The organism is Pseudomonas putida, assembly GCF_028682395.1.
GTDB lineage: Bacteria > Pseudomonadota > Gammaproteobacteria > Pseudomonadales > Pseudomonadaceae > Aquipseudomonas > Aquipseudomonas putida_AB.
In genome coordinates, this window is sequence record NZ_JANHLC010000001.1 from 247,455 (window position 1) to 260,078 (window position 12,624).

Sequence of the window (12,624 nt, forward strand, 5' to 3'; positions counted from 1 at the left end):
CTAAGCAGCAAGCTGCTGCTTGCTGCCTAGTCGCTGTTTTTTTTAAGCCAACTCAGCCTGAACCCGGTCACGTCCCGCCTGCTTCGCCGCGTAGACGCCCGAGTCTGCACGCAGCAACAACGCATCGCCGCCCTCCCCCATACGCCAGCAGGCCACACCAAAACTTGCCGTCACACTGCCCACGGCTTCGAATGGCACCTGGCGCAAGCTTTCCCACAGCTGCCGAGCCAGCATCTGCGCCTGCGCGGCATTGGTTGCCGGGCACAAGACCAAAAACTCCTCGCCGCCCAACCGACAGAACACATCGCTGCTACGCAAGCGCCGCCCAATGCGCAGGCAGACCTCCTTCAAGACTTGATCACCGACAGCATGACCATGCACATCATTGATCCGCTTGAAGTGATCGATATCGAGCATGATCACCGCCAGTTCCCCCATTCCTTCCGCCACCCGCGTCAACTCGGCCTGGAGACGCTCCTGAAAAAAGCGACGATTGTGCACACCGGTCAGGGCGTCGGTTACCGATAGCGTGCGCAACTCCTCCTCGACCCGCTTCAAATCGGTGATATCGGAAAGATAGCCGTGCCACTGCACATCTCCGCCCGGAAGCCGCTCCGGCGTCGCTTCGCCACGCACCCAGCGCACGCCGCGCGCGGGCAGGCACACGCGATATTCCTCGCGCCAGGGGCCAAGCCCCTCGGCAGAGTGACGGATCGATGCGAGCACCCGAGACAGGTCTTGCGGGTGAATACGCTCGAACACCGGCTGGGCATCGTGCCGCAATATTTGCGGTTCGATTTCATAGATATCGCGCAGGCCTTCGCTGGTGTAGCTAAAGCAGGAACGCCCATCGAGGCTAAGGCGGAACTGATAAATCCCACCCGGCACATGGGCGCTGAGTTTTTCCAACAGGCGATCACGAGCCGCCAGGGCTTCGTGCACGCGCTTGCGCTCAGTGATATCGATGCACACCGCCAGATGCCCGGCGCATACCCCATCCTCATCCAGCATGGGCGTCACCAGCATGCTCACTGACAGGCAACTGCCGTCGCGCCGCACCAACGTCCACTCCCGACCTTCGTGCCCATCGCCCTCCTTGATCTCGACCAGCATCGCCTGGGACAACGGTATCGGGGTCCCCTGCTGACGCCCCAGCACCTGGGCCCGCCGCTGCAGTTCTTCCGCCAGCAGCAGATCCTCGAGCCGCAATCGTCCCAGTACTTGCGGGCCGACATACCCCAGCATCTGTTCGGCACCGGCATTGAATGTGGTGATGACCCCACGCAGATCGGTAGCGATAATCGCCACCTGTGTCGCCGCGTCGAGTACGCCGCGCCACTCTCGCTCGCGCTGGCGCAACTGCGCGGTGCGCTGCTCGACCAGGCTCAACGCCCGGCGTCGCTGACTGACCAGCACATACAGCAGAATGCTGAGCAGCACGCTCAACAAGCCGCCCAGCAACCCGACCACATTGGCAAACGAGTGATTGGCAAGAAAGAACGCCTCGCTGGGACGCACATCCACTTCGTACTCATGGTCCGCCAGGCGCAACCGCCTGGTAGCCCTCAGCGAGCTCGGCGCGGCGGGACTGACTGAGTCGAACAGCACTTCGCGCGCGCCCTCGGTGGAAAGATCGAGAATCCGCACCGCCAGATTGTCTTCCCCCGGCGCCGGCAAACCATCGGCCAGCAGTTGGCGCATGCTGATCGCCGCCGTGACATAGCCATAGGGTTGAGGCGAGGGAACCTGCGCCGACGGGAGCCGCGAAACCGGCGCCACCAACAGAACACCCCGGGCATACGCCGGCTCGACCCCAACCAGGCTCATCGGCTGCGAAACAGCCATGTTGCCATTGCTGCGGGCGTGCTCCAGGGTCAAGCGACGCAAGGGCTGGGCCAGCAGATCGAAGCCCAGGGGTGAATCGAGCACGCTCAGGGTCTGGCTGTACAGTAGCGGCACATACTCCGCGCGCGGCCCGGCCAACTGCAGCACACCATCGGCATCCAGTTCACGAATCGAAAAATTGACTAGGCCCTGTTCGCGCACCTGCTGCTCGAAGGCCGCACGTTCGTTACCCGCAACGCGCGGGGCCCAGGCATACGCCTGAGTGCGCAATAGCAACGGTCCGGCAAAGCCATCGAATTCCTGGCGGGAGATTGAATCGGAGCTCACGAAGAAGCGGCGCAGGCTATCCAGGCGTTGCACCTGATCATCGAAGCGCTCTTCAATACGACTGAGTCGTTCGCCCACCAGCAGATCGAAACGCTGCTGCAACTGACGCTGATAGAGATGATCCAGCGCCAGCGCCAGCAAGGCGCTCAACAGCCCGCCCATGAGCAACGCCGAGACCGCAACGATCCAGGCCCACGCCCGCTCGCTGATCAAGTTCAACTGCTTCTGTTTGATGGCAGGCAACGGCATACGCGCAACTCACAACGCCGGCGCACCTGAGCGTCACCTAGGCTTTGACAGATTTATAGCCACTCGCCGCTTGTTTGACTAGCCGTAAAACGACACCGAAACCGGAAAAACCGGTCCCGGTGCCTTGGCGGTTATCAACGAGCCATTATTTTCCAGGCACGGTGGATCTTGCTGTTGCGAGCGAAGTCAGGATCGATGGTCTTGGCTGTGATTTCCTCCACCGCATAACGCTCGCCCAGATGCTCGTCGAGCTGGAACTTGCGGAAGTTGTTGGAGAAATACACCACGCCGCCAGGAGCGAGACGCGCCATGGCCAGATCCAGCAACTGCACATGGTCGCGCTGCACATCGAACACGCCTTCCATGCGCTTGGAGTTGGAGAACGTCGGCGGATCGATAAAGATCAGATCGAACTCATCGCGGCAGGTGTCCAGCCACGCCATGACATCGCCCTGCTCCAACCGGTTCCTGTCGGAGAAACCATTGAGCGAGAAGTTGCGCCGCGCCCAGTCGAGGTAGGTTTTCGACAGGTCGACGCTGGTGGTGCTGCGCGCGCCACCCTTGGCCGCGTGCACGCTGGCTGTCGCGGTATAACAGAACAGATTGAGGAAACGCTTGCCCTCGGCCTCTTTCTGGATGCGCATGCGCATTGGCCGATGGTCGAGGAACAGGCCCGTGTCCAGGTAATCTGTCAGGTTAACCAGCAACTTCACGCCGCCTTCGCTGACTTCGGTTAACTTGCCCTGGGCGCTCTGGCGCTCGTACTGCTTGGTGCCACTCTGGCGCTCACGGCGCTTGATGATGACACGACTCTTGTCGACATTCAGAGCCTGGGGAATCGCCGCCAGGGCATCGAACAGACGCGCCTGGGCCTTCTCCGGGTCAATGGACTTGGGCGCAGCGTACTCCTGGACGTGCACCCAATCGTGATACAGGTCGATGGCCAGGGAGTACTCCGGCATATCGGCATCGTAGACGCGATAGCAATCGATCCCTTCGCGCTTGGCCCACTTGCCCAGTAGCTTGAGGTTTTTCTGCAGGCGATTGGCAAACATCTGTCCGCCTTCGCTCAAGCGAGCCTGTTCGACCACGGGCGCGGGTGCCGGCTTGATCGGATTGCCGTTCTTGTTGTACTTCTCGTACTTGCCAGGGGCGACCAGATCGGCCGGGGCAACGGCCTCGGCCTGTTCGCGCTCGACCTGACGCTGTTCGGGCGTGCGTCGCTCGCCAGTGACAAACTGATCCGGCTGCACCTTGATCAGGAGCAGTTTGCAGGGCAAGGCGCCGTTCCAGAAGGAATACTGCTTATGGCTGCGAATCCCCATGCGCTTGCCCAGGTCCGGGGCGCCAGTGAATACCGCCGCCTCCCAGTTCAGACAAGCCTGGCGCAGACGTTCGCCAAGATTCTGATAGAGATACAGCAGGCTCGCCTCATCACCCAGTCGCTCGCCGTAGGGTGGGTTGCAGATCACCAGGCCTTTCTGGTTCTGGTCCGGGCGCGGCTCGAAAGTCCCGACTTCTCCCTGGTAGATCTTGACCCAGTGGCTCAGCCCAGCGCGCTCGATATTGTTACGCGCCGGCTGGATCAGCCGCGGATCGGCTTCGTAGCCGCGAATCCACAGCGGCGGCTGCGCCATGCCGATCTCGGCGCGCTGCGTCGCCTCGTCATGCAATTTTTTCCACAGCGCCGGGACATGGCCCAGCCAGGCATCGAAGCCCCAATGCTCGCGGTTGAGGTTGGGCGCCCTGTCGGCTGCGATCATCGCGCCTTCGACCAGGAAAGTACCCACACCGCACATCGGGTCGGTCAATGCGCCGCCTTCGGCGGCGATTCGCGGCCAGCCGGCACGAATCAGGATCGCTGCCGCCAGGTTTTCCTTCAGCGGCGCCGCACCTTGCTGCAGACGGTATCCGCGCTGGTGCAGGCTGTGCCCGGAGAGATCGAGGGACAGGATCGCTTCGCCGCGATCCAGGCGCAGGTGAATGCGCAGGTCCGGGCTGATCTTGTCGATGGATGGCCGCTCACCGGCTGGAGTACGCAGCTTGTCAACAATCGCGTCCTTGACCTTCAAGGCGCCGAAGTGGGTGTTGTCGATCCCCGAACCGTGCCCGCTGAACTCCACCGCCAGCGTGCCATCCGGGACCATATGCTCCTGCCAGTCGACATCGAGGACACCGTGGTACAGGTCTTCAGCGTCTTTCATCGGGAAGCGCTTGAGGACCAACAGCACGCGGTTGGCCAGGCGCGACCACAAGCACAGGCGATAGGCGGTCTCCATATCGGCCGTGCCGCGAATAGCCGAGGTGTGCTCGCGCGCGTCTTCAAGGCCAAGCCCAACGGCTTCCTCGATGAGTAGGCCTTCGAGACCCTTGGGGCAGGTGAGGAAGAGTTCGTAACGATCCGACATGGGAATTCCAAGGCTTTGAAGCCATCAGTGAAGGGGCAACGCATTGCCCGTTCGGTTTCGATCGAGCGCTTTTCTTGAAGAGCGCCCGTGCGGCACGAATCTGTGCCCTTCCACCTCGCGAAATACCCTCCGACCCATAGGTCGAATGAAATTAGACGCAAGGCAGTTAAAAAGAGTTGCTACAAAATGTCTCACGCAGACCCTTCGTCGAATAATACCCGAGCGCAACAGGTCGGTATTCGCGAGCGAGAATTAACCTCATTTTCCCGCCAAAACCTGATCATAGCTGGCTTTGCCGCTAACACCCGGCCATGGGAGCCAATCACCTTATGGCCTTAGCACCATTATCGTTACGTCCTTATGACAAAACGATCATTCCCTCTCCACGGCGCATTGGTTAGAACTCAACACAGGTTGCAGCCGCAATGGCCGCAACAGCAAGCTCGCGACGCCGGCAGCGAGCACCAACGGCAGATACATTCTGCCCGGCCTTTCCAGAGGCCGACAGGACATAACTACAGTCAACCAGTGAGGGCAACACCCTATGAGAAGACTTAAGCGTGATCCGTTGGAAAGAGCATTTTTACGCGGATATCAATACGGCGTTCATGGCAAATCCCGTGAGCTTTGCCCCTTTACTCTACCGTCAGTGCGCCAAGCCTGGATTAACGGCTGGCGAGAAGGACGCGGCGACAACTGGGACGGTATGACCGGCACTGCGGGCATCCACAGACTCAACGAACTTCACGCGGTCGGCTGATCAGGGCACATACCGACACTACAATTTGAATCAGTAAACCTTCACCACGCACGCCTCATCCAGGCGGCGGGCTGCGGCCCAAGGGCTCCTTCGAGGAGCCCTTTTTAATGGGGGCCAATCAATCAGGAGCGCGGCAAAGCCGCGATCGCATCCACCGACTCGCGAATCAACGCCGGGCCTTTATAGATAAAGCCGGAATACAATTGGACCAGGCTCGCACCTGCGGCCATTTTCTCCGCCGCGTAGCGCCCCTCGGTGATGCCGCCAGCGGCGATGATCGGCAAGCGCCCCGCCAGCTCAGCCGCGAGTACTTTCACGGTATGCGTGCTTTTGTCGCGCACTGGCGCACCGGAGAGACCACCCGCCTCGTCGCCATGCTCCAACCCCTCCACGCCGACACGACTCAGGGTCGTATTGGTCGCGATCACGGCATCCATACCCGACTCGACCAGCGCGCGCGCGACCTCCACAGTCTCCTCATCGCTCATGTCCGGGGCAATCTTGATTGCCAGTGGCACGCGCTTGCCGTGCTGCTGCGCAAGGTCTTCCTGGCGCTGGCGCAGGGCCTCGAGCAGTTGCTTGAGTGAGTCACCAAATTGCAGGCTGCGCAGCCCGGGCGTGTTCGGCGAGCTGACGTTGACCGTTACATAGCTGGCGTGGGCATACACCTTGTCCAGACAGATCAGGTAGTCATCGACCGCACGTTCTACCGGGGTATCGAAGTTCTTGCCGATATTGATGCCTAGAACGCCCTTGTAGCTCGACGCCTTGACGCGTGCCAGCAGATTGTCCACACCCAGGTTATTGAAGCCCATGCGATTGATGATCGCCTCGGCTTCAGGCAAGCGGAAGATCCGTGGCTTGGGATTACCCGGCTGAGGCCGTGGCGTTACCGTACCGATTTCGATAAAGCCGAAACCCAGCTGGGAAAAACCATCGATGGCCGCACCGTTCTTGTCCAAACCGGCAGCCAAGCCGACCGGATTGGGAAAATCCAGGCCCATGACATTGACTGGCAATTGCGCCGGCGCCTTGCACAACAGACCGTTGAGCCCCAAACGGCCGCCAGCACCGATCAGGTCAAGCGACAGATCGTGGGAGGTTTCCGGGGAGAGTTTGAACAACAGCTGGCGGGCCAGGTTATACATGGGCGAATTGGCCTCGGGTGGCGGCAAAATAGGTGGCGATTATAGCCGGGGCAATGCCACGCAAGCGAGGCACACCGCAAAAATCGCAGGCAAAGAAAAGCCCGACATAAGCCGGGCTTTTCCGAGCGCTTAGCTAATTACTTAGCTTGAGCTTCAACCGACGCTTCTACGCGACGGTTGATGGCACGGCCAGCTTCAGTTGCGTTGTCAGCAACTGGGCGGGATTCGCCGTAACCAACCGAGTTAACGCGGCCAGCGCCAACGCCGTACTGGTTGACCAGAACTTGTTTAACGGCGTTTGCACGACGCTCGGACAGCTTCTGGTTGTAGGCATCAGGACCGACGTTGTCAGTGTGACCTTCAACGGTGGTGCTGGTTTGTGGGTACTGCTTCATGAAGTCAGCGAGGTTCTTGATGTCGCCGTAGCTGTTAGGCTTAACAACCGACTTGTCGAAGTCGAACTTAACGTCCAGCTCAACACGAACCACTTCAGCAACTGCTGGGCAGCCATCAGCATCAACGGTCACGTTGGCTGGGGTGTCCGGGCACTTGTCGACGTTGTCGCACACGCCATCGTTGTCGCTGTCGGAGCACACTTCAGCCGGAGCTGGAACAGGTGCTGCAGCTGGCTTGGAGCCGCCACCGAAGTTAACGCCGATACCGACGCTTGGCGCCCACTCGGTGTCGCCTTTGTCGATGTTGTATTGCGCTTCAACACCGGCACGAGCGTAGAAGTTGTCGGTGAAGTACAGCTTGGCACCACCGCCCAGGTTGGCGAAGGTGGAGCGGTCACGACCGCCGTTGCCGTTCTGACCGATGCTCTGATCGGAGAAACCAGCCGAGACGTATGGACGCAGCATGTCGCCCGGGTTGTTGAAGTGGTACAGAGCGTCCAGAGCGGTGTTCGCGCCCTTGATGTTGCGGCCGTCATTGCTACGAACGTTGTGAACTTCGTCGTAGGCCAGACGCAGCTCTACGTCGTCGGTCAGGAAGTAGCCCAGAGAGCCGCCGAACAGGTTGCCGTTGTTTTTGAAGTCGCGGGCGCTGTCGAACATTTCTTTCTTGGCGAAGCCTTCGATTTCGACCGCGCCTTGGCCTTGTGCCAGAGCGCCGAACGAAGCTGCGGCTACAAGAGTAGAAATGGCCAAGCCCAAGGTGTTTTTCAATTTCATCCGTTAAATCCCCATCTGGTGATTGTGAAGCAGTCCCGCATACCGGGGGACAACTCGGCGGCAAGTCTAACAGAACCTGCCTGCACGTAAGAGATATTTGCGCCGAACTAAGTTTCAGCAATGCCTGCAAATTTCTCACGCAATTTATCAAGAGCACGCTTGTATCGCATCTTCGTCGCACTCAAACCCATGTGCATTATGTCCGCAATCTCCTGAAATTCCAGTTCCGCAACAAAGCGTAGCACCAAAATTTCACGATCAATCGGATTAACATAAACCAACCAGCGGTCAAGTCCGCTCTTCTCCTCGGGCTTTGGCGCCTTCTCTTCAGACGCTTCCTCAAGTGGATCGAGACTCAACGCATCCATCAGGCGGCGCTTTCGCCGCTCTTTTCGGTACTGTGTAATGCACTCGTTATAAGTGATGCTATATAGCCATGTTTTGAACTTCGACTTACCCTCGAAGTTCTTCAGGCCGTAGAGCACCTTGAGCATCACTTCCTGACAGACATCATCGGCATCGCGTTCGTTCCCTAAATAACGAGAACAAACGTTAAACAAGGTTCGTTGATAGCGGCGCATCAACTCTTCATACGCGCGCGTCACGTGAAACAGCTCCACATGCGAGCGCGCCACCAACTCCTCATCGGAGAGCTCGCGCGGGTCGTAACGCATGGACAGCGATTGGGTCTTATTCAAAACGAGTCAGGCCGACAGTCAGGTCAATGTCCGCCGCAGCCGAGAAACTCAGGCTTTTTTGCGGCGGCGTACATTAGCAGGGTTTGCCGGATTAGCGGCTACTCACATGCTGCTCCAGCAGGATCCGATTGGAGAGGGAAATCAGCTCACCCTCCTCGGTCAACAACGTGGTTTTAACCGTGCCAATCTCTTCTATCTGGCCTTCGACCTCGCCAACCCGCACTTCTTGTCCAACCTGGTACAACTCGCGCACATAGATTCCCGCCAGGATCTGCCCGGCAATTTCCCGACTACCCAGCCCCATTGCCAAGGCAACGGCCAGACCAACGGTAATCAAAACAATGACGATGACATGGTTCAGCAGATCGGTTTTGACTTCCAGCTGACTGATCGCGACCGAGATACTGATGATAATGACCAGCCCCTGAGCAATCCGCCCCAGCCCACTAGCGTAGTCCAGCCCTACGCCTTCTGCTGCGCCACGCACCAGGCCATTGACCAACTGGGCCAGCAAAACCCCCACCAGCAGGACCAGCGCCGCGCCGAATACTTTCGGCAGGTAGAGCGCCAGCATGTCCAGGGTCGCGGAAACGCGCTCAAGCCCCAGGGACTCAGCTGCCGAGACCAGGAAAATCAACAGGATGAACCAATAGACGATCTTGCCGATCAAGGTCGAGATCGGCACCTGGATCCCGGCACGCCCCAACAGCTTCGTCAGGCCGGTCCCGCCCATCAGGCGATCAAGACCCAGTTTGGCCAGCAACTTGGACAGCAGCGTGTCGAGTAGCTTGGCGACCACAAAGCCGAGCAAGACAACGACCAGAGCCCCGAACAGATTGGGGATAAAATTAGCCACTTTGGTCCACAGGGCAGTCATCGCTGCCACGAGACTCTGAGTCCAGAGATCAATTCCCATATTCAATCAGCCTTATCAGCAGTGCGAGCAGTAGTTTTACGACGCGAAACCGGCGCCACATGGGCCGAACCATTGTTCAGGGCAATCATCATTGCCTGCAGCCAGCGCCCCAGCAAACCAAATAGATCACCGGCCCCGACCTGGCGATTGGCCGTTTTCAGGACTCGCCCGAGGCACGCATCATCATCACGGCAGGACGGCGACGCTTTAAGCATGTCCCGCAGGGACTGTTCGAACGGATCGTGCATATCGCACCTCTCGGGATGTCTGTGAAAGACGCGATCAAAAATCACCGGGTCACATGGCCCAGGGAATTAAACCCAGCGCAATCGTCGGAATAACAACCATTGCCCCGACGCCACGCCAATCATCATGACGCAGGCAATCAGAAAACCGTATGGACTCTCGGAACCCGGGATGCCACCGACGTTGATACCCAGCAAACCGGTCAGAAAACTCATCGGCAGAAAGATCCCGGTAACCACACCGAAACGGTACATGGTGCGATTCATACGCACGCTCAACCGCCGGTCTTCCGCCTCCAGCACCAACCCGACCCGCTCGCGAGTCAATTCCAGCTCTTCCAGGTAGCGGGTCAGGCTGTTATTCAATTCATTCCAGTAGTCGCCATCATCGTCCGCGAACCAAGGTAGCTTGCTTCGGGTAAGTTGGCCGAAAATATCCCGCTGCGGGGCCAGAAATCGACGCAAGGCGGCGGCCCGTCGCCGGATCTGCAAAATTTCGCCATGCTCCGGTGTATACCGTTCATCGGCATCAAGCTTTTCTTCTTCGGCGTCGACCACTTCCGACAGCTCGCCCACCAGGTCCTGAACCTTGTGTGTCAGGTACTGGGCCATGTAGAGGATCAGTTCGGAGCTGTTCTTGGGGCCCTTGCCATCGGCGAGCTGCACCAGCAGTTCATCGGTGGCCCGCAGCGGGCGCAGCCGCAGGGAGATCACGCGTCGGGCCGAGGCGAAGATTCGTACCGAGACCATATCCTCCGGTTCCGCACCGGGATTGAGATTGATCCCACGCAAGAACAGCAGTAATTCGTGCTCGGGCAACGGCAACAACCGCGGCCGGGTGTTCTCCTCGAGTAGCAGGTCACAGCTGAACTCACTGAGTCCGCTTTCCTTGCGCAGCCAGGTCTGGGTCTGCGGGTGACTACGATCCCAATGCAGCCAGAGGCTTTCCTCAGGCTGCAACTGCAGATCGTCCAACTGCGTCCGAGCGATCGAACGCGCACCGCCCTTACCGTCCAGGACCAGGGCATGAACCAGCCCCCACTGCGCGTTTTCCTCTTCGAACATCCTCACCCCTCAGGCCCGAACGCCTGGTTACTCCGGCATCTTCAGCGGACTTGGCGAAACGATCACGCCATTGTTGTCAGCATAAATGTACTCGCCCGGACGGAACGTCACGCCCGCGAACGTCACTGCCACGTTCAAGTCGCCAATGCCGCGCTTATCGGTCTTCATCGGATGGCTGGCCAGCGCCTGGACGCCGAGGTCGGTCTGGGCGATCACATCGACATCACGGATGCAGCCATAGATAACCAGGCCTTCCCAGCCATTCTTGGCGGCTTTTTCGGCAAGCATGTCACCCAGCAGGGCGCGACGCAGAGAACCGCCGCCATCGACGACCAGCACCTTGCCCGTCCCATCGACATCCACCTGCTCCTTGACCAGCGAGTTATCCTCGAAGCATTTGACGGTCACGATCTGACCACCAAAGGAGTCCCGGCCGCCGAAATTGCTGAACATGGGTTCCAGCACCTGCACCAGTTCGGGGTAGGCGTCGCACAGATCAGGCGTGAGGTAATGATTCATCGAGAAACTCCTATCAAAAAAGGAATACGGGAAACATCGAGAAATCGTCTGTGTAGGCTGAAACGAGTTGCGGGCCATGATGTTTAAGCCGGAACCCGCCTACAACGAACACAAGGTCGAACCAGAAACCGAAAATGACCGGAACGACATAATGCGTCACATCTTAGCGGTTAGCTGTGCCAAGCGGAATGACCAAAACGTCTAGGTTACCTGCTCCAGAGCGGGCGCTTCAGTCAGCACGGGGCTCGTCTGATCGTTCAGCCAGCGCGCGACCAGCGGCCAGACTTCAGCCTGCGCCGCTTTGCTGACCAGCATCTCGACATGCCCGAAATCCGAGGTAAAGCCCTGCTTGCGGCCCAGGCAGACAAACTGGCGCTGCTCGGAGGCAAACTGCTCGAACAATTTGCGGCAGGCCCAGGTCGGGTCCTGCACGTCCGCGGCCGCGCTCACCGCAAGCACAGGCAGATTGACTTCGGCCAGGCCCGCCCACCAGTCACGCTCGGCATCACCAAAGCGACCGAACAGACCATGCCAGCGCATGCTTTCCAGCGCCAGCCCGATGGGCTCATCTTCCGGCCCACGCTTGAGGCGCGAACCCGACAACTGAGCAAAACGCTTGAGCAGGAAACGCCCGCCCCACTCCACCGGCGGGATTTTCAACGGCCAGTAGGTACGACTGATCTGGCTACCAAAAAACGCCACCGAAGCCACTCCCGGCGCACCGAGATAATGCCCACCCAGGGCGGCGGCCAGGGTAATGCCCCCCAGCGAATGCCCCAACCAGTGCGGCACTTGGCCGCTTTGCTCGCGGACAAACGCAGCGATGGCGGGCAGGTCGTAGCGCGCATAATCGGCCACTCGGTTCTTGCTATACAGGCGGTTGCGCTGCGACAGACCATGCCCGCGCATCTCCGGAATCCAGACATCGAAGCCCGCCCGGGCCAGATAAGCCCCCAACCCGATGCCCTTGGGCGAAAACCAGAACCGGCGATTGGAGAAGCTGCCGTGCAGCAACACCACAGGAATGCCACGCGCAGCGGGCTCGTCGGCCATGCCCAGGCGGGTCACTGCCAACTGGACGCTGCTGTCCGGGCTGTTGCCCGGCTTCAGGCGATAGACGTCCTCGCTCAGATCGCCGCGACGCTCGGCGCTGATCAAGGCGACAGGAAAAAGATGACTGCTGCTTTGCATAATGCTCTTGCACAAAAAAGGGCGGTGCTCGTGATGGAACCCGCCCTACAAACTTTAGAAATACCGGCCAGCCACTAGGGC

11 protein-coding genes are annotated in these 12,624 nt (G+C 59.4%); 1 reads left to right on the plus strand and 10 read right to left on the minus strand.

All coding sequences use genetic code 11. The annotated features are described in order from the left end of the window. Nucleotides 1-42: 42 nt before the first annotated feature. Both NPS46_RS01185 and rlmKL read right to left on the minus strand, forming a co-directional pair. On the minus strand, nt 43-2,421 hold the full coding sequence (locus NPS46_RS01185) for a sensor domain-containing diguanylate cyclase (protein ID WP_274104563.1): 2,379 nt from the start codon (nt 2,419-2,421) through the stop codon (nt 43-45). Between the two features lie 134 nt (nt 2,422-2,555). After that, nucleotides 2,556-4,829, minus strand: a complete 2,274-nt coding sequence (gene rlmKL, locus NPS46_RS01190) for a bifunctional 23S rRNA (guanine(2069)-N(7))-methyltransferase RlmK/23S rRNA (guanine(2445)-N(2))-methyltransferase RlmL (RefSeq protein WP_274104564.1) — start codon at nt 4,827-4,829, stop codon at nt 2,556-2,558. 544 nt (nt 4,830-5,373) lie between these two features. On the opposite strand from rlmKL, the gene rmf reads away from it, so the two are divergent. After that, entirely contained in the window at nt 5,374-5,589 is a 216-nt protein-coding gene (rmf, locus tag NPS46_RS01195) for a ribosome modulation factor (protein WP_002553055.1), read from the plus strand. 122 nt (nt 5,590-5,711) lie between these two features. On the opposite strand, the gene NPS46_RS01200 is transcribed toward rmf, so the two are convergent. From NPS46_RS01200 to NPS46_RS01235, 8 genes are all read right to left on the minus strand, one after another. Continuing rightward, on the minus strand, nt 5,712-6,737 hold the full coding sequence (locus NPS46_RS01200; RefSeq protein ID WP_274104565.1) for a quinone-dependent dihydroorotate dehydrogenase: 1,026 nt from the start codon (nt 6,735-6,737) through the stop codon (nt 5,712-5,714). 137 nt (nt 6,738-6,874) lie between these two features. Then, a complete protein-coding gene (locus NPS46_RS01205) occupies nt 6,875-7,909 on the minus strand; it encodes an OmpA family protein (RefSeq protein ID WP_274104566.1) in 1,035 nt (344 codons plus the stop codon). A 107-nt stretch (nt 7,910-8,016) separates the two neighbouring features. After that, nucleotides 8,017-8,607, minus strand: a complete 591-nt coding sequence (sigX, locus tag NPS46_RS01210; RefSeq protein ID WP_274104567.1) for an RNA polymerase sigma factor SigX — start codon at nt 8,605-8,607, stop codon at nt 8,017-8,019. A gap of 91 nt (nt 8,608-8,698) precedes the next feature. After that, nucleotides 8,699-9,523: a mechanosensitive ion channel family protein gene (locus NPS46_RS01215; protein WP_274104568.1), complete on the minus strand. Its 825-nt coding sequence runs from the start codon at nt 9,521-9,523 to the stop codon at nt 8,699-8,701. Between the two features lie 2 nt (nt 9,524-9,525). Next, nucleotides 9,526-9,771 carry a CrfX protein gene (locus NPS46_RS01220; RefSeq protein ID WP_274104569.1) on the minus strand — a complete coding sequence of 82 codons (246 nt, stop codon included), beginning with the start codon at nt 9,769-9,771 and terminating at the stop codon, nt 9,526-9,528. Nucleotides 9,772-9,837: 66 nt separating this feature from the next. Further along, nucleotides 9,838-10,833 (minus strand): CorA family divalent cation transporter, encoded by a 996-nt coding sequence (locus NPS46_RS01225; protein ID WP_274104570.1) that lies wholly within the window; start codon nt 10,831-10,833, stop codon nt 9,838-9,840. A 27-nt stretch (nt 10,834-10,860) separates the two neighbouring features. Continuing rightward, nucleotides 10,861-11,352, minus strand: a complete 492-nt coding sequence (rraA, locus tag NPS46_RS01230) for a ribonuclease E activity regulator RraA (RefSeq protein WP_274104571.1) — start codon at nt 11,350-11,352, stop codon at nt 10,861-10,863. 201 nt (nt 11,353-11,553) lie between these two features. Beyond that, entirely contained in the window at nt 11,554-12,543 is a 990-nt protein-coding gene (locus NPS46_RS01235; RefSeq protein WP_274104572.1) for an alpha/beta fold hydrolase, read from the minus strand. Nucleotides 12,544-12,624: the final 81 nt, after the last annotated feature.

Bases quoted from the DNA above. Each gene is read 5' to 3' on its own strand.
- NPS46_RS01185 (WP_274104563.1), bottom strand. From the start codon at position 2,421: ATGCCGTTGCCTGCCATCAAACAGAAGCAGTTGAACTTGATCAGCGAG.
- rlmKL (WP_274104564.1), bottom strand. From the start codon at position 4,829: ATGTCGGATCGTTACGAACTCTTCCTCACCTGCCCCAAGGGTCTCGAA.
- rmf (WP_002553055.1), top strand. From the start codon at position 5,374: ATGAGAAGACTTAAGCGTGATCCGTTGGAAAGAGCATTTTTACGCGGA.
- NPS46_RS01200 (WP_274104565.1), bottom strand. From the start codon at position 6,737: ATGTATAACCTGGCCCGCCAGCTGTTGTTCAAACTCTCCCCGGAAACC.
- NPS46_RS01205 (WP_274104566.1), bottom strand. From the start codon at position 7,909: ATGAAATTGAAAAACACCTTGGGCTTGGCCATTTCTACTCTTGTAGCC.
- NPS46_RS01215 (WP_274104568.1), bottom strand. From the start codon at position 9,523: ATGGGAATTGATCTCTGGACTCAGAGTCTCGTGGCAGCGATGACTGCC.
- NPS46_RS01220 (WP_274104569.1), bottom strand. From the start codon at position 9,771: ATGCACGATCCGTTCGAACAGTCCCTGCGGGACATGCTTAAAGCGTCG.
- NPS46_RS01225 (WP_274104570.1), bottom strand. From the start codon at position 10,833: ATGTTCGAAGAGGAAAACGCGCAGTGGGGGCTGGTTCATGCCCTGGTC.
- rraA (WP_274104571.1), bottom strand. From the start codon at position 11,352: ATGAATCATTACCTCACGCCTGATCTGTGCGACGCCTACCCCGAACTG.
- NPS46_RS01235 (WP_274104572.1), bottom strand. From the start codon at position 12,543: ATGCAAAGCAGCAGTCATCTTTTTCCTGTCGCCTTGATCAGCGCCGAG.